We start from the raw sequence: 24,133 nt of genomic DNA, 5'->3' as shown, positions 1-24,133 counted from the left end.
CCGGGAGCTGGCCACCGGTAGGGCCGAACGTCCTCGAATCGACCCGCCGGCACGGGAACCGGCACCTGACCGGAACCTGCCATGGACCTGTGAAGACTCTGTCGGGGCAACAGGATTTGAACCTGCGACCTTCCGCTCCCAAAGCGGACGCGCTACCAAGCTGCGCCATGCCCCGTCGCGCCCCGGTGGACACGATGAGACCCGCGGGTGCGGGTCGATTCGTGATGACCGGACGCGAACCAGTAGGCTAGCGCCTCGGATCGCCGGACCAACCAGCGGCCCTGCGGGCGTAGCTCAATGGTAGAGCCTCAGTCTTCCAAACTGATTACGCGAGTTCGATTCTCGTCGCCCGCTCCAAATTCGCTTGGGCTCAGTCGCACCATCTGCCTACCGTGGTGGCGTGCACCGAACTCCCCTCCACACCGCCCTGCAGGACAGGGATGCGGTGCTCCGCGCCTTCCTGGCACCTGACGGTTCGCTCACCGACATCCCGACCCGGTTGCGCAAGCGCCTGGTCATCCTCGACCACCTCGCCCAGGAGTTCGAGCCGGGGCAGAAGTTCGACGAGACGGCCGTGAACAACCGGCTGCGTGCCTTCCACCCGGACGTCGCGGCCCTGCGCCGCTACCTCGTGGACGAGGGCTTTCTCGACCGGGCCGACGGACTGTACTGGCGCTCTGGCGGCTCGGTCGACTGACCAGGCCCAGCGGCATACGGCCAATGCTGCCCATGCTGTCGTATGCCGCTGAGCTCACTCCCCACGGAAGCCGAGGGTCTCGCTGAGGTGGCTCTCGGCGCCCTCCGCCTCCAGTCCCTTCTCGACAGCGGCGGCGGTCCGCGGTGACGGCCAGGCGTGCCACCAGAAGAGCGCCGCCGAGACCGGGAGGGCCACGAGCAGCGGCAGCCAGGAGTGCGGGGTCGCGAGGAAGGACACGGCGAAGGCGACGAGGACGGGCAGCTCGGCGACGGCGGAGCGCAGGACCGTGGTCGACCCGAAGTAGTGCAGGCTCGTCCGGGCGGCGTTCTCCCGGGGAAGGCCCGTGGGAAGGGACGGAACGGAATAGCCGAAGACGACGATGACCCCGGTCGCCACGACGACCGATGCGAGGACGATGCTGACCGCCAGCCAGGAGGGCGGGACCGGTTCTGTGTGGACGGGCAGGTCGACGAGGATCCGCGTCGCCGTGAGCATCAGGGCTCCCATCCCGATCGCGGCACTGAGCAGCTGGAGCGGCCGAAGCGCGGCGAGTGCGGCCGGCGCATCGTCGGGGGTCGGCGACGGGAGAGGCGGGGGCATGGGGCAGAGCATAGGAGGAGCGCATTTAGTGCGCGGACACGTCGACCTATAGCATGGTGCGTCGGTGCGCCCGGCGGGCGTCAGCCGTTGCGCCATCCCTGTCCACATCCCCGTTCACAGCCCCTTGGAGTACCCGCAGTGAAGAGTGCGCTCGAGACCCTCAGCCCGACCCGGGTCAAGTTGACCGTCGAGGTCCCTTTCGAGGAGCTCAAGCCGAGCCTCGATGCGGCCATCAAGCACATTGGCGAGCACATCCAGGTGCCGGGCTTCCGTCGAGGCAAGGTCCCGGCACGGATCATCGAGCAGCGCGTCGGTCGCGCCGCCGTGCTCGAGGAGGCCGTCAACAACGCGCTGCCGGAGCTCTACGGCAAGGCCCTCGAGGAGAACGCCGTCCGTCCGCTCGGCCAGCCCGAGATCACCGACCTCAAGGTTCCGGCGACCGATGGTGAGGACTTGAGCTTCATCGCGGAGGTTGACCGGCGTCCCGACATCGAGCTGCCCGACTTCTCGGACCTGGAGCTGACGGTCGACGAGGCCAGCGTCTCCGACGACGACGTGGAGGAGCGCCTCGACGCGCTCCGTGCCCGCTTCGGCACCCTCAAGGGCGTCGACCGGCCCGTCCAGGACGGCGACTTCGTGTCCATCGACCTCTCGGCCGAGGTGGAGGGTGAGGAGATCGACGCGGTCAAGGGCGTCTCCTACGAGGTGGGCAGCAAGAACATGCTCGACGGGATGGACGAGGCCCTCATCGGCATGCAGGCCGACGAGACGAAGACGTTCACCGCACCGCTCGCCGGCGGCGATCGGGAGGGCCAGGACGCCAACTGCACCGTGACCGTGCTGTCGGTCAAGGAGCGAGAGCTCCCCGAGCTCGACGACGAGTTCGCCCAGCTCGCCTCGGAGTTCGACACGCTCGAGGAGCTGAAGGCCGACCTCACCGAGAAGGCCGGGACCGACGCCAAGTTCGCGCAGGGTGTGGCCGCCCGCGACAAGCTGCTCGAGGCCATCCTCGAGCGGGTCGAGGTGCCGGTGCCCGAGGGCGTCATCGAGGCCGAGGTGCACTCGCACCTCGAGGGCGAGGGACGGCTCGAGGACGACGAGCACCGCGCCGAGGTCGACGAGAACACCCGCAAGGGCCTGAAGACCCAGCTCCTGCTCGACGCGATCGCCGAGAAGGAGGAGGTGCAGGTCCAGCAGGCCGAGCTCATCGAGTTCCTCGTCATGAACGCCCAGCAGTACGGCATGGACCCGAACGCCTTCGCCCAGTCGCTCGACCAGGAGGGCCAGATCCCGGCCATGGTCGCGGAGGTCGCCCGCCGCAAGGCGCTGGCGTCGGTGCTCGAGAAGGTGTCCGTCAAGGACACCGCTGGCAACGTCATCGACCTCAACGAAGCCATGCCTGGCGTCGAGGTCGACATCGAGGGCGACGAGGCGGAGGCCTCCGCCGAGTCGCCCGACTCCGTGGAGTCGCTCGACTCGACTGACTCGGCGGACTCGGCAGACTCGAAGGTCGAGAAGACTCAGGCCTGAGAGCCTGGCTGATCTCCGCCTGGCCCCCGACCGGACTTCCGGTCGGGGGCCACGTGCGTTCGGCGGAGGTTTACCGGATTCCGGACAGTCGCTTGACATCATGTCAATCGAAAAGACAGCATGTCGGTCAGGATGGCCGGTGACGGCCACGATGACGTGACGCTGACGAAAGGCCTGCCATGACGGACCCGGTGACTGCCGGTGGTGGAACCATCAACACCGTCCTGGGTCCGGTCTCCGCTCAGGACCTGGGCGTCGTCGCGGTTCACGAGGCACTCTTGTCGGTGGTCCCCGGAGCCGAGCACGGGTTCGACGTCACCATGGACCGTGCTGAGATCTTCGAGAGCCTGAGGCGGCAGCTGGCGGACTTCCGTGAGCAGGGTGGCAGGACGATCGTCGACAGCACCGGCATGTTCCACGGCCGGGACCTGACGCTGTACGAGGCGCTCTCGCGGTCGACGGGCGTGCACATCGTCGCCTCCACGGGGATGGGCCCGGAGGAGATGCTCGGCGGCTACTTCCTCACCCCACAGACCAACCCGCCGACCCCGTGGCCGGCCGAGAAGTTCGCCGACCTGTTCACCCAGGAGGTCGTCGAGGGCATGGTTGTCCCCCGCGTCGAACGGCGAGCCGCCGCTGGCCTCGTGGCCACTGCTGCGAGCCCCGAGGGCATGACCGCCACCGAGGAGAGCCTCTTCCGCGGGGCTGCGCGAGCGGCCCTGCGGACCGGCGTCCCGGTCTCCGTCCGCTACGGGAAGGACGCCGTGCACGACCTCGAGGTCGTCCTCGACGAGCAGCTGCCGGCGGACCGCGTCGTCGTCGGCGGGCTCGACCGCAGGGATGCTGTCGCTGACGGCGCGGTGCTGGAGATCGCCGGCCGGGGAGCCTTCGTGGCCCTCGACCACGTGGGTCTGGAGGACGCTGTCCACGTCACGGACCGCGAGCGCGCCGGGCTGGTCCTCGAGCTGGTCGCGGCGGGCCACGCGGACCGGGTCGTCCTGTCCAGCAACGCGATCGGGGTGGCCAAGGGCCATGCCCCCGGCGATCCCGGCGCCGCCCTGTCGTTCGGCCAGGTCCTGTCGACGTTCGTCCCGTTCCTCAGGTCCCACGGGGTCAGCGACGAGGACCTCCAGCGCATCCTGGTCGAGAGCCCGCGCGCCCTGCTGACGATGTCTCAAAGGTGAGTGTTGTGTCGAGAGTGAACACCGTGCTGGGAGCGATCCCGGCTGAAGAGCTGGGGATCGTGGCGGTCCACGAGCACATCGGCTACGGCATGCCCGGCTCCGAGCTGGACTCGAGATGGTGGAAGACCCCGGAGGAGCGGTACGAGGAGACCGTCCCCAAACTGCGTGCCTTCCATGAGTACGGGGGTGGGACCTTCGTCGACGCGACGGGCATCTGCAACGGCCGGGACGTCGACTACTACGCGTCGTTGTCCGCCAAGACCGGCGTCCACATCGTTGCCTGCACCGGCTTCGTCGGCGGCGACACCGCGTTGCCGTTCTTCGCCCGGGCCAGCGTCGAGTACCTGGCCCAGCAGTTCATCCACGAGATCACCGTGGGCATCGGGGACACCCGCAGGCGCGCCGGTGTCATCAAGGTCGGCGTGAGCCGCGGTGGACGCATGACCGACCTGGACAAGCGCATCTACCGGGCTGCGGCTCGCGCCGCCCTCCGCACAGGCGTCCCCATCCTGACCCACCTGGCCATCGACGCCGAGACGGCGATCGCCATCTTCGGCGAGGAGGGTCTGCCGCTCGACCGGGTGCTGTTCGGGCACGCCGACGACGGCGTGAACGCCCAGAAGACGCGCGACACCTGGATCGCTGAGCGGGGAGGTCGGGTCGGGTTCGACACCTTCGGCTACGAGACCGAGCTCGAGGACCCGCCGTTCTGGGCCCGCCCGCGCAAGGAGCGGCTGGACCACTTCCTCCGCTTCATCGAGCAGCACCCGGACAAGGCGCTCGCGTCGGCCGATGCCAACTGCAGCCCCTTGGGCTGGCCGGGCGTCAAGGGCCACACCGTCAACTACATCTTCGAGGACCTCATCCCGGATCTGCGCTCGGCCGGTGTCGGCGAGGCCCTGATCACGAGGCTGTTCGTCGACAACCCGGCCGACTTCCTGACCATCAAGAACTGACACGAGGACAGATCCAATGAAGCATTCAGACCTCAAGAACCTGACCGTCGCCATCGTGGGCGCCGGGTACGCCGGCGCGGCCACGGCCAAGGCCCTGAGCCTGCTCGGCGCCGACGTCACGGTCTACGAGCAGGCGACCCAGATCCGTGAGGTCGGCGCCGGCATCGGCCTGCGTCCCTCCACGATGGGCCGGTTCCGCCAGTGGGGGATCTTCGATGCCATCGCCACGGTGAGCTCCCCGAGCGACTACTTCGAGATCCTCACCGCCACGGGCGAGCCGATCATGAAGGAGGGGTGGCCGGAGATCGAGGCCTACGGCGCGAAGACCCACCTGATCCACCGCGGTGACTTCATCGACGCCCTGGTCGGTGTCCTCCCCGAGGGGATGGTGCAGTGCGGCCACAAGCTCGAGTCCATCGAGGACAAGGGGGACCGCTCGGTCCTCACCTTCGCCAACGGCACCGTCGTCGAGGCCGACCTGGTCGTCGGGGCGGACGGCATCAAGTCCGTGGTGCGCCAGCAGCTGTTCAGCGACGCGGGTCCGGTGTTCTCCGGTGAGCGTGCCTACCGCGCGGTGATCGACGTCGCGGACGCGCATGGGCTTGCGGTGGACGACAATCTGCGGATGTACCTCGGTCACGGCACGAAGGTGTACGTCCTGCCGCTGCGCCACCGCAACCAGGTGTCATTCGATGTGACCAGCCTGTGCCCGGACAGCACGTGGACGCCCGCGGTGACGAAGGACGAGCTGCTCGCCGAGGTCGAGGGCTTCGACCAGCGGATCGTCGACATCACCCGTGACCTCGACATGGACAGCGTCAACGTTCGCGCGGTCTACGACATCGACCCGGTGGACACCTGGCACTCCGACTCCGTCGCGCTCGTCGGCGATGCGGCTCACTCGATGCTGCACCACCAGGGCCAGGGCGCGAACTCGGCGATCCTCGACGCGGGCGCGCTCGGTGACGCCCTGGCCGACGCCGACTCCGTCAAGGACGCGCTGGCGCAGTATCAGCTGGTCCGCAAGCCGGTGACGGACGAGCTGCAACGCATCTCGCGTCAGGGGTGGCGCGAGGACGAGGTCAACGACGTCTTCCCGGGGCAGAAGCCCGGGTCGCAGCAGCCGCAGGCCTGACGCCGTGCCGTTGCACCCGGAGATCGCCAAGGTCCTGGCCGCCCTGCCGACGCCTGCCGGCGGGCCGCTCGACCCGGCCGCCATGCGGGCGGCCGAGGAGGCACAGGTGCCTCCCATGGACGAGCGCCTGCCCGTGTACGCCGTTGAGAACCTGACCGCATCCACCGCAGTGGGGGACGTGCCCCTCCGGGTGTACACGCCAAGGGGCTCAGCGGCATACGGCCTGCTGGTGTATTTCCACGGCGGCGCGTTCTTCCTCGGGAGCCTGGAGACGCACGACCACGTCGCACGGTCGCTGGCGAAGGCGACCGGGCTCAAGGTCGTCTCCGTCGGCTACCGCCTGGCGCCCGAGGTCGCCTATCCGGCCGGGCTGCAGGACTGCTACGAGGCGGTCCGCTGGGCGGCGGAGAACGGCGAGAGCCTGCAGTGGGATGGGGGGATCCTGGCCGTCGCCGGCGACAGCTCGGGAGGCACCTTCGTCGCGGCCGTCGCCGCCAGGGCCCGCGACGAAGGGTTCGACCGGATCACGCACCAGGTGCTGTTCTACCCCTCGCTGGACCTGGACTTCGACGTCGACCGCTATCCCTCCTTGCGGGAGAACGCCGAAGGGTACGGCCTCGAGACCGCGGGACTGAAGCCCTTCAACGCCTTCTACCTCGAGAGTGGGGCGGACCCGGCCGATCCCCTCGTGTCGCCGATCAAGCGCGCGGACCTCTCCGGCTTGCCACGCGCCCTTGTCATCACGGCGGAGTTCGACCCGCTGCGTGACGAGGGAGAGCGCTATGGCCAGAGGCTGAGGGAGTCCGGGGTGGACGCGACCGTCAGCCGCTACGCAGGTGCCAACCACGGGTTCGTGGCGAACTTCTCCTGGATCCCGGAGTTCCACCGCGCCTTCGACGAGACCGCCGACTTCCTGAGCAGAGAGCCATGACGCGCGAGGTCACCGTCCACCCCCTCGTCTCGCCGTGGGGGCGCTTCGGCCTCTACAGCTTCTTCATCGATGCGCCGGAGCCGGCCATCGTCGACACGGGGATCGCCTCGTCCCCGGCTGAGGGCATGGCTCCGGCACTGGAGGCCCTCGGGCGCCGGATCGAGGACGTGCGCTGGATCCTGCTCACTCACGGCCACATCGACCACGTCGGCGGTGCCCACGCCCTGTGGGAGCTGACCGGCCGGAAGGCGCGGGTTGTCATCCACGAGGACGACGCGACGATGCTGCGTTCGCGCCGTGCCCACGTCGAGGAGTACCTCGCCGGCCGGGGCCGATTCCTCGATGACCCCGAGGGCGAGGCGAAGGTGGCTGCTGCAGCTGACGCCGTCATCTCCGGCGAGATGGAGCCGGCTCTGCTCGTCACGGGCGGCGAGACCCTGACCCTCGGCGGTGACGTGACGGTCTCCGTCCACCCCATTCCCGGCCACACGCCCGGCTCGGTCGCCTACGTGCTCGACGGGCAGCGGTCCGTCTTCGTCGGTGACGCGGTCCAGGTGCACGGAGCCGCCAACGGGTTCCCCGGCTACGCGGATCCAGTGCGCTACCGCACGAGCCTGAGGTACCTGCGCGACGAGGTCCGTCCACAGCATCTCTATCTCGGACATCCGTACCGCACCGGCGGCGGGGACCCCTACGGCGTGGAGCTTGACGACGAACAAGCGCAGCGGGCGCTCCAGGAGAGCCTGGACATCGAGGCACGGATCAGCGCGGCAACCCAGCGGTACCTGGACGAGGGCGTCCGGGTGACGGAGTCGGCCTGCTCACCGTTCGCGTTGGTGGCGCAGGAGCTCGGCTACCACGGAGATCCGACCCTGGAGCCGTCGCCGTTCTTCACGACGATGCACGGCTACCTCACGCAGTACACCCGGACCCTCTTGGGAGAGTCTTGAGACAGGACAAGGAGCTACCAGGCCATGGCTGACCTCCGGACATGGGACGCGGGCGGACAGACCATCCGCATCAGGAAGGACCTGCGGGTCCCCATGCGGGATGGCGTCCAGCTTGCCGCCGACGCGTACGAGGGTGTCGAGGACAAGCCGCGCCCGGCCCTCGTGGCGCTGAGCCCGTACGGCAAGGAACTCCAGGCTCTGGCCCTGACCACACCACCGCAGCGTCGCCCCAGCCCGATGTGGGACGGCTGCATCGAGGCCGGTGACATCGCCCGGGTCGTCGCCGAGGACTACGTGCACGTCATCGGTGACCTGCGGGGAACAGGCGACTCCGGCGGCCAGCACATCGGCAACTACAACGCGGGGGGCATCCCGCTCGGCCAGGACGCCTACGACGTCATCGAGTGGGTCGCCGCGCAGCCGTGGTGCGACGGGAACGTCGGCATGATCGGCATCTCGTACTTCGGCTCGATGCAGGTGTTGGCCGCCGCTGAGCGTCCGCCGAGCCTCAAGGCGATCTTCGTCTCCGGTGGCCACTACGACTTCTACGAGACCACCTATCACGGCGGCATCATGTGGCTCATGCCGCGCGCCGCCCGCGAGGGTCGCGGAGGGGACTCGGGGTGGGCGTTCACGGACCGGGTGAAGTCCCGAATGCTCGAGGCCTACTCCCCGGAGCAGGTCAAGGAGCGGGTCGCGGCGCGACTGCAGGACCCGGACATCGCCGCGTGGCCCAACCTCGTGCACGTGCTCCACTACCCGAAGAACCACGAGGCGTGGTTCGACATCATCCTGAACGAGCTCGACGGGGAATGGTACGAGGAGCGCAACCCGATCACCTTGGCCGCCACCATCGACATCCCGGTGTGGCTACAGCTCGACCACGGCCGCGGGTGGACCCTCGACGGCACGATCGAGCTGTTCAACGCACTCAAGGGGCCCAAGAAGCTGGACATCGGGCCGTACCCGCCCATGCAGTCACGCCCCTTCATCGAGGAGCACGACACGATGTTCCGCTGGTACGAGTACTGGCTCAAGGGCATCGACAACGGGGTGATGGACGAACCGCCCGTGACCGTCTTCGTGGAGGGCACCCGCGAGAGGGTGACCTCGCAGCAGTGGCCGCCGAAGCCCGTGGAGTACCGGCCGCTCTACCTGCGCCCGCGCCACCAGCTGTCTCCCGAGCCGGAGCCGATGGGCACGGAGTTCGCCGCACCCGACGGGTTCTACCAGGCGCCGCTCACGGTGACCGACCAGGTCCAACTGCTCAGCTGGAGCACCGCGCCGTTCGACGAGGACGCCGAGATGATCGGCGCGGGTGCGGCCCATCTCTTCGCCGAGATCGACCAGGAGGACACCAACTTCATCCTGCGCCTCTGGGACGCCGCCCCGGCCGGCAAGCGCCAGCTCATCACCACCGGCTACCTCAAGGCCTCGCACCGCGAGCTCGACGAGCGCACGACCGAGGGCAACCCGTACCACCCGCACACCCGCACTGAGCCGGTCGAGCCGGGCAGGATCGAGGAGTACGTGCTCCGCCTGTACCCGTTCGCGAATGTGTTCAAGAAGGGGCACCGCCTCGTCGTGGAGCTGTCCAACTGTGAGCCGCTGGCCGACGAGCACAACGCGCTCCTGCCGCCGGATGCCTTCCATCTTCCGGTGGGCCGACCCGTCACCCACAAGATCTACCGGGACGCCGCGCACCGGTCGCGGCTGGTCCTGCCGTTCACGACCCGGCCGACGGAGACGCAGTAGCTCTCGCGACCCAGAATCGTGCCACTCAGCAGCCTGCCGCCGAACGGTAGGGGCGGGGCCGCTGCCCTGGAGCCTCGGTTCAGCCGTGGTGGGCAGCCATCGCGTCGACCGAATCGCGCGTCACCGGAACAGTGCTGAACATCGGGGACAGTTCCTCTGGGCTCAGCGCGGTCGGGCCGTAGAGCCAGTCCACGAAGGCGTAGTCGTGGGTGCTGCGCTGGCGGAGGATCTCGTTGCGGATCTCCCGCTTCTCGCCCTCGAGGTGCCAGAGCTCACCCCATGTCCGGCTGGTCCCGAGCACCCGGGCCGTGTGCTTCGTCCGGACGTCGCTGTAGGCCCGCACGACCGGGTCCCAGTCGATGGTCGTGCCGGTGGCACCAGCCCCGAGAGCCTTCTCGGCGTGGGAGCCGAGCACCCAGGCGTCCTCGATCGCCATGATCGCGCCTTGGGCGATGTACTGGAGCGGGGCATGCGCCGAGTCGCCGAGGAGGATGACGCGCCCCGCCACCCAGTTCGGCAGCGGCTCGCGGTCGAACATGCGCCACCAACGGTCACGCCACATGAGCGGCAGCCCCGCCTGGATGTTCTCGTGCATGCCCTCGAAGGCAGCGTCCAGCTCATCCGGAGTGCCCCAGTCCTCGTCACCGGCGACGGCCTTGGGCGACTGGAAGACGGCGACCTGGTTGAACATCTCGCCCTGACGCAGCGGGTACTGCACGAAGTGGCAGCCGGGACCCACGTAGACGACGACAGCGTCGGTCATCACGTTGAGCTCGGCCACGGCCTGGATCGGCACGGCGCCGCGGTAGGCGACGTAGGTGGAGCTGACCGGCTCGTCGTCACTGAGCAGCGCGCGGGCGACCGAGCGGATCCCGTCGGCCGCCACGACGAGGCGCGCCTCCTGACGGCCACGCGAGGTGATGACGGCAGCCCCGTCCTCGACGTCCTCGTAGGCAGTCACCATCGTGCTCGTGACGAGTTCGACGCCGGATCGCTGACAGGCGCGCAGCAGCGTGCCGTGGAGGTCGCTGCGGTGGATGACCATGTACGGGTACCCGTACCGGTCGTGGAGGTCGCGCAGGTCGAGGCGGGTCAGCTCGCTGCCGTCGACGGCGTCCTTCATGACCATGTGGTCGGGCAGGACCCCGAGGCTGATCACCTCGTCGAGGAGGCCGAGCTGGTCGAGGATGCGCGTGCAGTTCGGGGCGATCTGCAGGCCGGCGCCGACCTCACCGAACTCCGCCGCCTGCTCCAGCACGCGAACGGTGAGGCCGAGCTGGGTGAGGCGCAGGGCCGCGGCCAGTCCACCGATACCGCCACCGACGACGATGACGGCCTTGTCTCGATCTGTCATTGGGGTCTTCCTGTTCGTGCGGCGCCGGCTCACAGCCAGCGGGGGAGCGTGGGTGACCGGGTGCCGTCGCTGGCCGCGAGCGTCGAGCCGTCGCTGCGACCGGCGAGATAGGCCGCGAGCTCGGCGAGCGGGCCCGTCACCTCGAGCGCAACGGGGCCCCGATGCCCGACCGACCAGGTGCCAGGGCCGTCCGCCTCATGGAGCGTCAGCGCCGGGTGGTTGGCCGTACCGGACCGCTTGACCGTGATGTCGTCCAGCAGGTCGCGCAGGAACCCGTCGGGCAGGTCCGCGAAGGTGGTCCCGCTGCCGAGGTCGACTGCGTGGACCATGACCTCGCGCGCTCGCATCCAGGGCACCTCGGAGGCCGGAACGGTGCGACCCTGGGCGGTGCGGACCGGCTCCTCCCACTGCTCGCCTGTCAGTCCGTCCAGGTCTGCACGCAGCGCCGCGGCCGATCTGTTGTACCAGGCACGCAGGTCACTGACCGGCCGGGTCGAGCCGACCTCGATGTCGGCGTCGCGTTGCCCGGGGGATGCGTACATCGGCGTCTCCATGCCGGTGCGTGCCCAGGCCACGAGGTTGCGCAGCGCATCCGCGTTCGCCGAGACATGGGCGACCAGATGCCGTCCGGTCCAGCCGGCCAGTTCGGTGGGTCCCGCGAGCAGCTTGTCGCTGGCCGCGGCAAGGGCGCGGTCGAAGATCACCGTGCCCTCGTCCAGCCAGGCGCGCGAGCGGTCGAGCGGCGGAGCCATCAGGCGGCCGCCTCCGAAGCGCCATCGGCGACGACGAGGTTGTCACACCGGCCCAGGCCGTCGATCTCGGTGACGACCCGCTGGCCCGGCTGGAGATAGACCGGAGGCTTGCGTGCGTGGCCGACGCCGCCCGGGGTGCCGCTGGCGATGACGTCCCCCGGGCGCAGCGTGATCATCGTCGAGAGGTAGGCGACGAGGGCGACCGGGTCGAAGAGGAGGTCGCCGGTGTTGTCCTCCTGCCTGACCTCGCCGTCGACGAGGGTGCGGATCGCCAGAGCCGGACGCGGTCCACCGACCTCGTCGGGGGTGACGAGCCAGGGGCCGAGCGGGGTGGTGGCCTCCCAGTTCTTGCCCTGTAGCCACTCTCGGGTGCGGAACTGCCAGTCGCGGCAGGTGATGTCATTGAGGACGGCGAACCCGGCGATCGCGGCAGCGGCAGCTGCCTCGTCGGCGCGCCGCACAGTGCTGCCGAGGACGATCGCGAGCTCGCACTCCCAGTCGAACTCCTCGGTCTCGACCGGGCGGCGGATGTCGTCGCTGGCGCCGATGAGGGTGTCGGCGAACTTGGAGAAGACCGTCGGGTACTCGGGCAGGTCGCGACCCATCTCGAGGATGTGGTTGCGGTAGTTCAGGCCGATGCAAAGGATCTTGCCGGGCTGGGCGACGAGGGGGGCGTAGTCCACCTCCTTCAGCGGCACCGTCTCGCCGCCAGCGGATGCGGCCGCCCTCAGGTCGCCGGCGGCCAGGAGCGCTCCGACGTCAGTAGCCCCGAGCAGGACCGCCTGTTTCGCAGCCTCGTCTATCCGTGCGGCGCGGGTGCCGCCAGCGGTGCGCAGGGTGGCCAGTTTCATCGGGTGGTCTCCATCCGGTAGAGGTTGAGCTTCTCGAAGATCGGGGCGTCCGAGAAGCGGAACAGGTCCAGGGCGCCGGAGTCGGAGTCGGAGGCGCTGGCCTCGGACCTGATCGACAGCGGCTGCCACGAGGGCACGACGAACAGGTCCCCGCGCTGCACGGTCCAGGAGCGCTCGCCGACGGTCACCGTTCCGGTTCCGTCGAACACCTGGTAGACGGAGGAACCGACCTCGCGCACCGGCGCGGTCTCGGTGCCCTTGACGATCCGGTGGAACTCGGTGCGGATCGTGGGCAACACGTCCCTGGCGTTCGTCGGGTTGGTGAAGCGGATGGCCGCATGGCCGGGTTCGAGGGTGCCGGGGAAGCCGTCGGCCTCCAGCTCGAGCTGGTCCGTGAGCGCCGCGTCGGTGTCGGCCCAGGGGTAGCGCAGCAGCGGGCTGCCCTGGCGCTCATCCAGCATCGACACCGGGCGCAGGCCCGGGTGGCCCCACAGTCGCTCCGACCTGGAGCGCTCGGGCGTGGCGTGCTCGGCCTCGCTGATCTCATCGCGGCCGAACTCGAAGAACTGACTCTCGGTGACGTACTGGAACGGGATGTCGAGCCCGTCGATCCATGCCATCGGCTCGCTTGCCCCGTTGTGGTGGGCGTGCCAGTGCCAACCCGCCTGCGGCAGGAAGTCTCCTCGCGTCATGGGGATGGGGTCCTCGCCGACGACGGTCCACACGCCCTCGCCCTCGACGACGAACCGGAAGGCGTTCTGGGTGTGCCGGTGCTCCGGGGCGTCCTCTCCCGGCATGAGGTACTGGATCGCCGCCCACAGCGTCGGAGTGGCGTAGGGCTTGCCGTCGAGGGAGGGGTTCGCCAGCGCGATGGCGCGTCGCTCACCGCCGCGGCCGACGGGGACGAGGTGTCCGGCCTGGCTGGCGAGGTCGAGCAGGGTGTCCCAGCGCCAGAGGTGCGCGGTCGCCTTCGACTGCGGGTGCGGGGGCATGAGATCGCCGATCTCCGTCCACAACGGGACGAGCAGCTCCTTCTCGAAACCGCGGTAGAGCACATCGAGCTCGGGGCTCGGCGTGGGTTGGTCAGGCGCGTCGCTCGCCGAGATCCGCACGGGCGACACGGGGCGCCCGCTGACCGGGTTCACCAACTCCTCGGGCATGGGTGTCTCCTTCTGTCTGGCGTCGATCCAACGAAACACTGCTTTCCACATGGGCGACTACCATCTTCTGCTATGAGGAAGAAGCCTCCCTATCCGCTGGCCAGCGTGGACAACGCGCTGGTGCTCGCGACAGTCCTGCGGACCGAGGGCTCCCTCTCCGTGACGGAGGCGGCCAGCCGCCTCGGCGTGGCACTGTCGACGGCCCATCGGCTCCTCGCGATGCTCGTCTACCGCGACTTCGCGGTCCGCGACTCGTCCCGGCGCTACCGCCCCGGCCCTGCCTTCGCCCTCGAGGCTCACCGCGGGCTGGGCACGGGACTGCTTCGCGACGTGGCAGCGCCCCACCTCGAGGCGCTGGCGCGCCGGACCGGTGAGTCGGTCAACATGGTGGTGCTCGTCGGCGCGTTCGTGCACTTCATCGCCTCGTGGGAGAGCACCAAGCCGCTGCGGGTCGGCAGCCGGGAGGGGATGACCTTCCCGGCCCACCTGACGTCCGGCGGCCTCGTGCTGCTCTCCCAGCTGTCCGACGACGCCGTGGCCGACCTCTATTCGGATGAGCGCTGGGCCGGTCGCCCGGAGCAGCGGCCCGACGTGGTCGAGCTGCACCGCGAGCTGGCCCGCGTTCGCCGGGTCGGGGCCGCGGTGCAGCGCAACCGCAGCGAGGCCGGTGTCTCGGCCGTCGGGGTCCCGGTCGTGGTACCCGGGGTGACGCCGAGTGCGGTGACCATCGCGATGCCGACCGTCCGTTACGACCCGACAGAGCTGCAGAGCTGGCTGCGACAGCTGCGGACCACCGTGGCAGACGTCCAGGAGGCGCTCGCGGGGGAGGTGTCGGCGATGCGGCTCTCGGCCGCTCCGGCTTCGGGAGCAGCGCGACGATCACCGACGGATGGGTAGGAGCACCGGTACACCGCGACCGGAGGAGGACCCGTGACCGACTTCGACAACCGACCCGCCGATCCAGCGATCACCGAGGGGGACACCGACCCGGACACCGGCTCGGAGAACCATGCGAACCGCGCCGGTGGCGACGCGGACGGCAGCACCCCCGCGAAGCCATCCCTGGAGGAGTCGCTCGACCAGGCAGGTGACATCGCGGGCCGGCCGACCCACACTGAAGAGGACCCCGCGGCTGGCTGACCGCTTCTCGACCAGGGCCGGTTCCCGGGCATACGCAGCCCCCGGGAGCCGGCCCGCATTTTCGCGGTTTGTGCGCTCAGGGCGAACACGGCGTGGTCCGGGAAATCGCACCCCACCCCCGGGCGTTAGGGTCAGTGACGAGCCAGCCGACCGGGCGAAACTCCGGCCTGGCGGGTACACCTTCGACGATGGAGACACGGTGACTTCGGACATCTCCGCCAACGGCGCCAACGGCCTGGGCGGTCTCGACGACCACATCTACAACCGCCTGCTCAAGGAACGGATCATCTTCCTCGGCTCAGACGTGCGCGACGAGAACGCGAACGCCATCTGCGCACAGCTGCTGCTGCTCTCGGCGGAGGACCCGGACAAGGACATCTGGCTCTACATCAACAGCCCCGGCGGCTCGATCTCGGCCGGCATGGCGATCTACGACACGATGAACTGGATCCCCAACGACGTCGCCACCGTCGCGATGGGCATGGCCGCGTCGATGGGCCAGTTCCTGCTCTCCGCCGGCACGCAGGGCAAGCGCTACGCCACCCCGCACGCCCGAGTCATGATGCACCAGCCGTCGGGCGGCATCGGTGGCACGGCGACGGACATCAAGATCCAGGCCGAGCAGATGCTCTACATCAAGAACCAGATGGCCCAGCTCATCGCCGAGCACACCGGCCAGACGATCGAGCAGATCACCAAGGACTCCGACCGGGACCGCTGGTTCAGCGCCGAGGAGGCCAAGGATTACGGCTTCGTCGACCACGTGTTCACCAGCTCCGGTCAGGCCACCGAGGGCGAGAGCATCGGCCAGGCGGACGCGAAGACCGACGAGAAGTGAGAGAAACGATGATGATCAACCCGACGAACCGCCTCGCCGTCCCGGCTCCGCAGAGCCGCTACATCCTGCCGCAGTTCGAGGAGCGCACCTCCTACGGCATGAAGCGGTCCGACCCCTACAACAAGCTCTTCGAGGACCGCATCATCTTCCTCGGCGTCCAGGTCGACGACGCGTCCGCCGACGACATCATCGCGCAGCTGCTCGTCCTCGAGTCGCTCGACCCGGATCGCGACATCCTCATGTACATCAACAGCCCCGGCGGCTCATTCACGGCGATGACCGCCATCTACGACACGATGCAGTTCGTCCGGCCGGACATCCAGACGTTCTGCATCGGGCAGGCGGCGTCGGCGGCGGCAGTGCTGCTCGGTGCGGGTGCGGAGGGCAAGCGGTTCGCGTTGCCGAACTCCCGGATCCTCATCCACCAGCCCGCGCTCCAGGGCGGCGACTACGGCCAGGCGTCCGACATCGAGATCCAGGCCAACGAGGTGCTGCGCATGCGCACGTGGCTCGAGGACACCCTGGCCAAGCACACCGGCCGGACGTCCGAGACGGTCCGCGACGACATCGAGCGCGACAAGATCCTCTCCGCCGAGGACGCCAAGGACTACGGCCTCATCGACGAGGTGCTCGCCTCGCGCAAGGCCTCCCTCGAGGTCTGAGCCTCCTTTCAAACCGAGTCCGTATGCCGCTCAGCCGGCCCCGCGCGGAAGGTGACCATCCGCTGGGGCTGAGCTGGGCGGCATACGGCTAAGTTTGGGTCCATGGCGAGCACTGAGTTCGAGTCGGCCGTTGCCTCCGTCAAGGACCTGACCGAGGACCCCGGCAACGACGTCAAGCTGAGGCTGTACGCGCTCTACAAGCAGGCGACCGAGGGCGACGTGTCGGGCAAGCGGCCGGGATTCACGGACTTCGTCGGGCGGGCCAAGTACGACGCATGGGCCAAGCTGTCCGGGACCGCCGCCGAGGACGCCGAGAGCCAGTACATCGCGATCGTCAAGGACCTCACCGCCCCCTGACCCAGTTCCGCAGCACCCGGGCCGCACCTTTCCCGCCGTGGCTGGGATAGTGCGGCGCTCGTCGGGTGACAGCCGCACTATTCCCGCAGCGGCTGGGATAGTGCGGCGGCCCGAGCCGGCCCTGTGGATCAGTGCCGCGCGCAATGACCGCGGACCGTCACTATCGAGCATGCCATCGCCCCAACCGAATCCGTTCCGGGCCCGCAAGGCCAGGAATCCCGACACCGGACGTCAGGAGTGGGTGCTGCCGGAGGGGATCACGCCGTGGGACTTGCGCACCTCGCGCTACCGACGCCTGTTCAACGGCGTCTACGTCGAGGCATCGGCGACGGTCACTCCCCGACTGCTCGCCCGTGCGGCGCTGCTCCTTGCGTCCCCCACGTCCGTGGCATCGCACCAGACAGCCGCTCGGATCTGGGGCGGGATCGTTCCCGATGACGGCCGCACGCACATCTCGTGCGTCGGTCGGCGTCCGCAGGTGGCTCGCCTCGTCGCGCATCGGATCAGCCGAAACGGTCAGGAGTACACCAACGTCGACGGAGTCCGGGTAACCACTCCGCGGCAGACCTTCGTCGACCTGGCCGGCCACCTCGGCCTCGTCGACCTGGTCGTCCTCGGCGATTCCCTGGTCAAGGCCGAGCTGATCACGCCCGAGCAGCTCGTCGAGGCAGCCGCCTCGCTCCGTGGCCGGTCCCGACGCCTCGCGAGACGGGCTGCGTCGCTCGTCAGGGCAGAGGTTGACTCCCCGATGGAGTCGCGACTGCGCATGCTCATGATCCTGGCCGGGCTACCCGAGCCTGTCGTCAACCACACGATCCGGTGGCCGAACGGGATCGTACGGTTCCGGTTCGACCTCAGCTACCCGGACCATCGGCTCATCATCGAGTACGACGGGCGCCAACACGCTGAGGGCAGGCAGTGGGACATCGACGTCGACCGACGAGAGTGGATGGATGGCAAGAGCTGGCGGCTCGTCGTCGTCCGGTCCAAGGACATCTACCGCACGCCGGCACTGACCCTGTCGCGGATCATGGGCGCCATGCGGGACAAGGGGATGGGCGTGCCTCGACTGTCGGACGAGTGGCGAGAGCACTTCCCGAGCCTGCCCGAGGACGTGGCCGAGCCAGCCTGACACCCGTGTGAGTGACACGTACGTGGTTTGTCAGCCGACAGCGGACAAACGGCGTTGCACGAGCACGGGTGGGTCGCTCCGTCGTCTAATAGGAGTCGACCCCTTAGATTGGGGTCGTTGTCGACGTCAGGAGCAAATCGGTGGCACGGATCGGAGAAGGCGGAGACCTGCTCAAGTGCTCTTTCTGTGGGAAGAGCCAGAAGCAGGTCAAGAAGCTCATCGCGGGCCCCGGTGTCTACATCTGCGACGAGTGCATCGACCTGTGCAACGAGATCATCGAGGAGGAGCTCGCCGAGTCGAGCGAGCTCGGGCTCGACCACCTGCCGAAGCCGCGGGAGATCTTCGAGTTCCTCGAGCACTACGTCGTCGGCCAGGACAACGCCAAGAAGTCCCTGGCCGTCGCCGTCTACAACCACTACAAGCGGATCCAGGCCGGGGAGGGCCCCAAGCGGGACGAGGACCACGTCGACATCGCCAAGTCGAACATCCTGCTCATCGGGCCGACCGGCTCCGGCAAGACCTACTTGGCCCAGACCCTCGCCAAGATGCTCAACGTCCCGTTCGCCATCGCCGACGCGACAGCGTTGACCGAGGCGGGCTACGTCGGCGAGGACGTCGAGAACATCCTGCTCAAGCTCATCCAGGCCGCCGACTACGACGTCAAGAAGGCCGAGACCGGGATCATCTACATCGACGAGGTCGACAAGATCGCCCGCAAGTCGGAGAACCCGTCCATCACGCGCGACGTCTCCGGCGAGGGTGTCCAGCAGGCGCTGCTGAAGATCCTCGAGGGGACCACGGCGTCGGTGCCACCCCAGGGCGGACGCAAGCATCCGCACCAGGAGTTCATCCAGATCGACACGACGAACGTGCTCTTCATCGTCGGTGGCGCCTTCGCCGGCCTGGAACGGATCATCGAGAGCCGGGCGGGTCGCAAGGGGCTCGGCTTCGGCCAACCGCTGCACACCCCGAAGGACCACGCGGACAGCTTCGCCGACGTCATGCCCGAGGACCTGCTCAAGTTCGGCCTCATCCCCGAGTTCATCGGTCGCCTGCCCGTCCTCACCACCCTCGCGCCGCTCGACCAACAGGCGCTCGTCAACATCCTGACGCAGCCTCGGAACGCGCTCGTCAAGCAGTACCAGAAGATGTTCGAGATCGATGGTGTCGAGCTCGAGTTCACCGAGGACGCCCTCGAGTCCGTCGCCGACCAGGCCCTGCTGCGCGGCACCGGTGCGCGTGGACTGCGCGCGATCATGGAGGAGGTCCTCCTCCCGGTCATGTTCGACGTGCCGAGCGACGACGGCATCGCCCGGGTCGTCGTGACCCGCGAGGTCGTCCTCGACAACGTCAACCCGACGATCGTGCGGCGTGAAGCGGAGCCGCGAGCCAAGCGCCAACGCAAGGAATCCGCCTGACCGTCAGGGCCTGAGCAGCAGAGGGGGAGGGAATGATCGCACCCTTCCGCCTGCAGGCCGGTGACCGGGTGCCCGTGCAGCAGTCCACGACGACGTGCGGGTCGGCGTCCCTCACGGTCGCACGCATGCTCGTCGACCCGGCCTTCGCGCGGTGGATCCGCCTCGGCGTGGACAAGGACGCCAAGGACGACGACGTCCCCGACGCGCACACGGTCGAGCAGCGTTTCGCTGCCCACGAGCAGGTCGTCGCCCGGCGAACCAATGCGCTGGTCGGAGCGGGCGGCCGAATCCAGTTCCCATGGCCGCGGGCCCTCGGGACACCGCCGTGGGGCGCCATCGGGGAGCTCGAGTACGGTGCGGCGGTGCCCTGGGCGGACTACGACATCGAGTGGTTCCGGTTCGTCCGGCGCAGCACCCTCGAGGAGTCCTACGCGTCTCTCCAGCGGCGAGTGCGCGACGGTCGGCCCGCACTGCTCTACATCGGCAATGCCTGGCTGCCCCGCCATGTCGTGCTCGTCATGCCGGCGACGCGCGGCCAGGAACTCGACGTGTACGAGCCGTCCATCGGGCGGGTCATCGACCTGCCGAAGGTCGGGTTCGTCGAGCGCCGCCTCCGGATTGCCGGCTGGGACATGCCGTGGGGCGCGGTCTGGGACGACGCCCCTTCGTGACCAGCCGTCAGGCGTTCAGCTGCCTTGGGCGGGTGGCTCACTGCGCAGCAGGAAGATCCCGATCGACAGCCCTCCCAAACCGATGACGTATGCCGCCGGGCCGGCTTCCAGCCCACCGCCTCGGAGCGTGTTGGCCAGGAGCGCAACAGCGGGAGCAGCGAGGGCTGCGACCAGCACCAGGCGAAGCCACCGGCGCAGCGTCCGAGTCGAGAAGTCGCCGGTCGGCGGGGTTGTCGCCGCCAGGGCTGCGGCCGAGTGACCGACGAGGAGCGCGAGGGCGGCCGGCACCGACCACAGGGAGAAGCTGCCGGACGGGGTGAGGACGAACCAGCCGACCAGCATCAGGCCCCAGTAGGCGAGCGGTACACCGGACCCGGTGTAGCTGAGGGTGACGAGGGGGACGAGGACGAGGGACCACCAGACGGGGTCGAAGCCGCCCGAGGCCTGCCACAGGGACTGGAGGAAGACCGCTGCGCTGGCCGTCCCCAGCAGCGCGAGGCCCAGCTGCGGGAGCGACCACTGGCGACCGCGGCCGAAGCTGACAGTCCGCCAGGTCCGGCTCGTGGATTCGGCACCAGTGGAGGTGTGGCCGGTGGGCGGCGTCGGCTCGGTCGTCATCGTCGCCTTCCCATCCGCGGCGCCGAGGCCCGCCGAGCGATGTCGCGCAGGACGTGGTCCAGCGACCCGGGCCCGCGCCAGGGCACGACGGGGACGCCGCGTGTGACGAGCGAGTGCACCTGGGCCTGACGGGAGAGGAGGCGGATGCGCCAGGCCAGCGCCTCGTAGACGTTCCCGGGGTTGTCGGTCAGATGCTCTGGAAAGGTGTCGACGACGACTGTCGTCATGCCCCGGGAGGCCAACGTATGGGCCAAACCCACCATGGTCTGGTCGACGAGCGGGGTCAGGACGAGACAGAGGGCGTTGGCGTCCACGCCGCGAACGGCCCGCTCGCCGTCGTCCCGGCGCTCGCTCGCGGGGGAGATCGAGGCCAGGGTCTCGAGGACTCGCCGCAGGTGTCTGGCGCCGGATCCCGCTCCGAGACGGGGGACGTTGGCCGCCCCGACCGTCCGCAGTGTGAGGCGATCGCCGCTGCTGAGGAAGTGCTCGCTGATGGCCCCCGCTGCCCGGACGGTGAGGTCCAGGCTCGTCGGTCGACCGTCGATCCCCTCACGTGGCCCGAGATCGCTGAAGGCGTCGACGAGCAGCAGGACATGGGCGTCCTCGTCTGCGTAGGTCGAGGTGACGTGCAGCTCGCCGGTGCGCAGCGACACCGGCCAGTGGATCCGGCGGAGGCGGTCGCCGGGGTGGAACTGTCGGATCGTGTTGAACTCGCTGCCCGACCCGGGCCGGGCCGAGCGGTTGAGGCCGATGAGGCCACGCGGGTGCGGGGTCGGGGCGCTGGCGTCGAACGCAGCCGGGACCGGCAGCGTCGCCGTGGCGAGATCCGGCACGTCGGTGGGGCCGACATGGTAGGCCCCCCAGTCGCTCGACATCGAGACGCTGACGGTGCCGACCTCGCGCCGCCCCCATCGGGTGGTGCGCAGCGCGAGCGAGCCGACGCCGTTCTCGATGGGGGCCACGCCGCTGCGCGGCTTGCGCTCGACCCATCGGGACGAGGCGAGGGTGAAGACGCCGTCGGCGCCGGGCGCCCCGTTGACCCGGACGACGAGAGACGCGATGTCACCCTCGCGTAGCGTCCCGTTGCTCAGCGTGACCTCCGCGACGGCGGCCCCTCGAGGTCGGGTCAGCTGACCCCAGATGGCGGCGACCACCAGCGGGGCGGCGATCACGAGCAAGTCGGGACGGCTGCCCACGACGGCCGCCACGGCCGCTCCGGCGGCCAGGATCACCGCCCGCACGTGCGCCGCCGACGCGGTCCACCGGCCGAGCGGGCGGCTGGACGTCGTCTGGGGCAGCAGGATCGGCACGTCAGGCCTCGAGACTGCCCAGGGTGCCCGTCGTGCCAGTCATGCTCGCGGCACCGCGCGGCTCTCGCTGGGTCGGCGCCGGGGTTGGCACCGACCGGAGCAGCCGGGTCACGACGTTGCTTCCGCTGACGTCGCTCATCCACAGCTCGGGCTTGACCGTGACGCGGTGGGCGAGAACCGGCTTGGCGACGGCCTTGACGTCCTCGGGGGTGACGTAGTCCCGTCCGTCGATGATCGCGTAGGCGCGCGAGCAGAGCAGCAGGCCGAGCGCCCCGCGCGGCGAGGCTCCCATGAGGACGTCGCTGTGGGTCCGGGTTGCTGCCGTCAGGGCGACGCAGTACCGGCCGACCGACTCGTCGACGACCACGCGCTCCACGGCCGCCTGCATGGCGAGCAGTTCGTCGGGTGTGACCACGGCGTCCAGGGTCTGCTCCTCCTGTTGGCGCTCCATGCGGTTGGCCAGGATCTGCCACTCCTCGTCGACGGACGGATAGCCGAAGGACACGCGCATGATGAAGCGGTCGAGCTGTGCCTCCGGGAGCGGGTACGTGCCCTCGTACTCGACCGGGTTGGCCGTGGCAAGCACGTGGAACGGGCGGGGGAGCGGGAAGGTGCGCCCCTCGACGGTCACCTGCTTCTCCTGCATGGCCTCGAGGAGTGCGGCCTGGGTCTTGGGCGGGGTGCGGTTGATCTCGTCCGCAAGCAGCAGCCCGGCGAAGATCGGGCCTTGGCGGAACTCGAAGTCCCCGGACCGCTGGTCGAAGACGAAGGAGCCCGTGATGTCACCGGGCAGCAGGTCAGGGGTGAACTGGGCCCGCTTGAAGGTCAGGCCGAGGGTCTGCGCGAAGCTGCGGGCGGCCAGCGTCTTGCCCAGCCCGGGGAAGTCCTCCATGAGGACGTGGCCACCGGCGAGCACGCCGGCCAGGACGAGGCGCAGCGGCTCGCGCTTGCCGACGATGGCACGCTCGACCTCGGTGAGTACCGCGTTGCTGAGGTCGCTGACGCGACCGAGATCGAGGTTGCCGGCATCGGGGGCACTGAGGTTGGTCATCGTCACCACTGCTCGATTCGTCGGAGGATCTGGTCAAGTCGGTCGGGGCGGTACAGGTCCGGGGGCGGAATGGTCACGAGGAAGTCCCACAGCTCCCGGGGCATGACGCCCTCGGCCCACCTGGGCTCCTCCTCGATGACGATGCCGTGCTTGGCGAAGAGGCGCTCACGGATGATCTCGCTCAGGCGGGTGTGCAGCTGGTGCACCAGCTCGGCGCGGCCCTCCGGGCGTGCGTTGGCGCCCTCGAGCCGCGTGGCGAGACCCACGACGTGGTAGTCGTTGCCCCGGTTGCCTGCGGAGAGCTCGGTGTCCGTGAGCGGCCAGACGACCACTTGCTGGCTGGCGAGGTGGTCGACGGCAAACCACGCCAGCGCGCCAGAGGCGACGAGGATGGCCGCGAGCCGCGGGACGTCGGGGCGCAGGCCGATCAGCCCGGTGAACAGGGTGAGGGCCACCCAGAGCACGACGATGGCCCCGACGCGGCGGCGCCAGGGACGCAGGGCAACCGCCACCGTCCGTATGCCGCTGGGCTGGGGGTTCACCGCCGGTGGCCTTCCGCGTGGGCCGGGTCGGGACGGGCCGCGACGTCGTCTGCGCCGATCGGCTGACGCCCGAGATCGTTCCGGATCGTGGCCAGCGCGGTGACGGCGCGCCGCCGATGGTCCTCGGCCAGCGGGTGGGTGGAGAAGCGGGCCTCACGGTAGAGCCCGGCCAGCTCCGCGAGGCTGCGCGGGTCGACGTCCCAGACGCGCAGGACCCGGACGACGTACTCGGTCGAGGTCTCGGCAGGGTGCCGGGGGAGACCGGCTGCGCCGGCGGCATCCTCGAGGGCCACCCAGGCAGCGACGATGGCGTTGCGAGGCGCCCCCCGCTCGAGCGCCTCGAGGCCATGGTCCGCGCCTGCCAGGACCTCCTCGGGCACCTGGGGGCTGTCGAAGTCAGCCTCCTCCTCACTGGCGAGCCGCGGCGCGACCCGGTGCAGCAGGTCGCGCACGGCCAGGACGAGGAGGATGAGCACCCCGAGGATGACGAGCACGACCATGACCTGGACCAGCACCGCGAACAGGCCCGCGAGGTCCCA

General features: G+C 69.4%; 26 protein-coding genes and 2 tRNA genes. 17 read left to right on the top strand and 11 right to left on the bottom strand.

Going from position 1 to position 24,133, the window contains the following annotated elements; genetic code table 11:
- Window positions 1-101: 101 nt before the first annotated feature.
- Window positions 102-175, bottom strand: a tRNA-Pro gene (locus ABF401_RS18225).
- Between the two features lie 108 nt (window positions 176-283).
- Between ABF401_RS18225 and ABF401_RS18220 the strand changes: the two genes are divergently transcribed.
- Both ABF401_RS18220 and ABF401_RS18215 read left to right on the top strand, forming a co-directional pair.
- A tRNA-Gly gene (locus ABF401_RS18220) sits at window positions 284-357 on the top strand.
- 43 nt (window positions 358-400) lie between these two features.
- Window positions 401-697 carry a DUF2087 domain-containing protein gene (locus ABF401_RS18215; protein ID WP_353511005.1) on the top strand — a complete coding sequence of 99 codons (297 nt, stop codon included), beginning with the start codon at window positions 401-403 and terminating at the stop codon, window positions 695-697.
- Window positions 698-751: 54 nt separating this feature from the next.
- On the opposite strand, the gene ABF401_RS18210 is transcribed toward ABF401_RS18215, so the two are convergent.
- Window positions 752-1,297 carry a hypothetical protein gene (locus ABF401_RS18210; RefSeq protein WP_353511004.1) on the bottom strand — a complete coding sequence of 182 codons (546 nt, stop codon included), beginning with the start codon at window positions 1,295-1,297 and terminating at the stop codon, window positions 752-754.
- A gap of 138 nt (window positions 1,298-1,435) precedes the next feature.
- On the opposite strand from ABF401_RS18210, the gene tig reads away from it, so the two are divergent.
- From tig to ABF401_RS18175, 7 genes are all read left to right on the top strand, one after another.
- Window positions 1,436-2,827: a trigger factor gene (gene tig, locus ABF401_RS18205; RefSeq protein WP_353511003.1), complete on the top strand. Its 1,392-nt coding sequence runs from the start codon at window positions 1,436-1,438 to the stop codon at window positions 2,825-2,827.
- A gap of 179 nt (window positions 2,828-3,006) precedes the next feature.
- Window positions 3,007-4,011, top strand: coding sequence for a phosphotriesterase family protein (locus ABF401_RS18200; protein WP_353511002.1), 1,005 nt, complete (start codon window positions 3,007-3,009; stop codon window positions 4,009-4,011).
- 5 nt (window positions 4,012-4,016) lie between these two features.
- Window positions 4,017-4,967, top strand: coding sequence for a phosphotriesterase family protein (locus ABF401_RS18195; protein ID WP_353511001.1), 951 nt, complete (start codon window positions 4,017-4,019; stop codon window positions 4,965-4,967).
- A gap of 16 nt (window positions 4,968-4,983) precedes the next feature.
- Complete coding sequence (locus tag ABF401_RS18190; protein ID WP_353511000.1) at window positions 4,984-6,102, top strand: FAD-dependent oxidoreductase; 1,119 nt, start codon at window positions 4,984-4,986, stop codon at window positions 6,100-6,102.
- Window positions 6,103-6,106: 4 nt separating this feature from the next.
- Entirely contained in the window at window positions 6,107-7,033 is a 927-nt protein-coding gene (locus ABF401_RS18185) for an alpha/beta hydrolase (RefSeq protein WP_353510999.1), read from the top strand.
- Window positions 7,030-7,983 (top strand): MBL fold metallo-hydrolase, encoded by a 954-nt coding sequence (locus ABF401_RS18180; RefSeq protein ID WP_353510998.1) that lies wholly within the window; start codon window positions 7,030-7,032, stop codon window positions 7,981-7,983. Before ABF401_RS18185 ends, ABF401_RS18180 begins: the two co-directional genes overlap by 4 nt.
- Before the next feature lie 24 nt (window positions 7,984-8,007).
- Complete coding sequence (locus ABF401_RS18175) at window positions 8,008-9,738, top strand: CocE/NonD family hydrolase (RefSeq protein ID WP_353510997.1); 1,731 nt, start codon at window positions 8,008-8,010, stop codon at window positions 9,736-9,738.
- 79 nt (window positions 9,739-9,817) lie between these two features.
- Here the strand turns inward: ABF401_RS18175 and ABF401_RS18170 are convergent, their stop codons facing one another.
- The 4 genes from ABF401_RS18170 to ABF401_RS18155 are packed head-to-tail and all read right to left on the bottom strand — an operon-like array spanning window position 9,818 to window position 13,855.
- Window positions 9,818-11,092 (bottom strand): FAD-dependent monooxygenase, encoded by a 1,275-nt coding sequence (locus tag ABF401_RS18170; protein WP_353510996.1) that lies wholly within the window; start codon window positions 11,090-11,092, stop codon window positions 9,818-9,820.
- A 29-nt stretch (window positions 11,093-11,121) separates the two neighbouring features.
- A complete protein-coding gene (locus ABF401_RS18165) occupies window positions 11,122-11,844 on the bottom strand; it encodes a maleylpyruvate isomerase family mycothiol-dependent enzyme (protein WP_353510995.1) in 723 nt (240 codons plus the stop codon).
- Complete coding sequence (locus tag ABF401_RS18160; protein ID WP_353510994.1) at window positions 11,844-12,695, bottom strand: fumarylacetoacetate hydrolase family protein; 852 nt, start codon at window positions 12,693-12,695, stop codon at window positions 11,844-11,846. The genes ABF401_RS18165 and ABF401_RS18160 overlap by 1 nt, the downstream gene beginning before the upstream one ends.
- Window positions 12,692-13,855 (bottom strand): cupin domain-containing protein, encoded by a 1,164-nt coding sequence (locus tag ABF401_RS18155; protein WP_353510993.1) that lies wholly within the window; start codon window positions 13,853-13,855, stop codon window positions 12,692-12,694. Before ABF401_RS18155 ends, ABF401_RS18160 begins: the two co-directional genes overlap by 4 nt.
- A 72-nt stretch (window positions 13,856-13,927) precedes the next feature.
- On the opposite strand from ABF401_RS18155, the gene ABF401_RS18150 reads away from it, so the two are divergent.
- The 8 genes from ABF401_RS18150 to ABF401_RS18115 all read left to right on the top strand — a co-directional run bounded on the left by ABF401_RS18150 (window position 13,928) and on the right by ABF401_RS18115 (window position 20,073).
- Window positions 13,928-14,752, top strand: a complete 825-nt coding sequence (locus tag ABF401_RS18150) for an IclR family transcriptional regulator (RefSeq protein ID WP_353510992.1) — start codon at window positions 13,928-13,930, stop codon at window positions 14,750-14,752.
- 33 nt (window positions 14,753-14,785) lie between these two features.
- Entirely contained in the window at window positions 14,786-14,995 is a 210-nt protein-coding gene (locus ABF401_RS18145; protein WP_353510991.1) for a hypothetical protein, read from the top strand.
- Between the two features lie 199 nt (window positions 14,996-15,194).
- Window positions 15,195-15,833: an ATP-dependent Clp protease proteolytic subunit gene (locus ABF401_RS18140; RefSeq protein ID WP_353510990.1), complete on the top strand. Its 639-nt coding sequence runs from the start codon at window positions 15,195-15,197 to the stop codon at window positions 15,831-15,833.
- 8 nt (window positions 15,834-15,841) lie between these two features.
- On the top strand, window positions 15,842-16,495 hold the full coding sequence (locus ABF401_RS18135) for an ATP-dependent Clp protease proteolytic subunit (protein ID WP_353510989.1): 654 nt from the start codon (window positions 15,842-15,844) through the stop codon (window positions 16,493-16,495).
- Between the two features lie 102 nt (window positions 16,496-16,597).
- A complete protein-coding gene (locus ABF401_RS18130; RefSeq protein WP_353510988.1) occupies window positions 16,598-16,852 on the top strand; it encodes an acyl-CoA-binding protein in 255 nt (84 codons plus the stop codon).
- Between the two features lie 169 nt (window positions 16,853-17,021).
- Entirely contained in the window at window positions 17,022-17,984 is a 963-nt protein-coding gene (locus tag ABF401_RS18125; RefSeq protein WP_353510987.1) for a DUF559 domain-containing protein, read from the top strand.
- 140 nt (window positions 17,985-18,124) lie between these two features.
- Window positions 18,125-19,402, top strand: coding sequence for an ATP-dependent Clp protease ATP-binding subunit ClpX (clpX, locus tag ABF401_RS18120; RefSeq protein ID WP_353510986.1), 1,278 nt, complete (start codon window positions 18,125-18,127; stop codon window positions 19,400-19,402).
- A gap of 32 nt (window positions 19,403-19,434) precedes the next feature.
- The gene (locus tag ABF401_RS18115; protein ID WP_353510985.1) at window positions 19,435-20,073 is read left to right on the top strand and encodes a hypothetical protein; all 639 of its coding nucleotides are present in this window, start codon (window positions 19,435-19,437) and stop codon (window positions 20,071-20,073) included.
- A gap of 15 nt (window positions 20,074-20,088) precedes the next feature.
- Here the strand turns inward: ABF401_RS18115 and ABF401_RS18110 are convergent, their stop codons facing one another.
- The 5 genes from ABF401_RS18110 to ABF401_RS18090 all read right to left on the bottom strand — a co-directional run.
- Window positions 20,089-20,691 carry a hypothetical protein gene (locus tag ABF401_RS18110; protein WP_353510984.1) on the bottom strand — a complete coding sequence of 201 codons (603 nt, stop codon included), beginning with the start codon at window positions 20,689-20,691 and terminating at the stop codon, window positions 20,089-20,091.
- The gene (locus ABF401_RS18105; protein WP_353510983.1) at window positions 20,688-22,001 is read right to left on the bottom strand and encodes a DUF58 domain-containing protein; all 1,314 of its coding nucleotides are present in this window, start codon (window positions 21,999-22,001) and stop codon (window positions 20,688-20,690) included. The genes ABF401_RS18110 and ABF401_RS18105 overlap by 4 nt, the downstream gene beginning before the upstream one ends.
- Window position 22,002: 1 nt before the next feature.
- Entirely contained in the window at window positions 22,003-23,052 is a 1,050-nt protein-coding gene (locus ABF401_RS18100) for an AAA family ATPase (protein ID WP_353510982.1), read from the bottom strand.
- A 2-nt stretch (window positions 23,053-23,054) separates the two neighbouring features.
- Window positions 23,055-23,594: a hypothetical protein gene (locus tag ABF401_RS18095; protein WP_353510981.1), complete on the bottom strand. Its 540-nt coding sequence runs from the start codon at window positions 23,592-23,594 to the stop codon at window positions 23,055-23,057.
- Window positions 23,591-24,133, bottom strand: a 543-nt coding sequence (locus tag ABF401_RS18090; protein ID WP_353510980.1) for a DUF4129 domain-containing protein, incomplete at its 5' end; no start/stop codon positions are given. The genes ABF401_RS18090 and ABF401_RS18095, both read right to left, overlap by 4 nt.

Origin of the sequence: Intrasporangium sp., assembly GCF_040414665.1 — a bacterium.
Lineage (GTDB): Bacteria > Actinomycetota > Actinomycetes > Actinomycetales > Dermatophilaceae > Intrasporangium.
The sequence above is the reverse complement of the archived record's forward strand: the minus strand, read 5'-3'. Positions and strand labels throughout refer to the sequence as shown.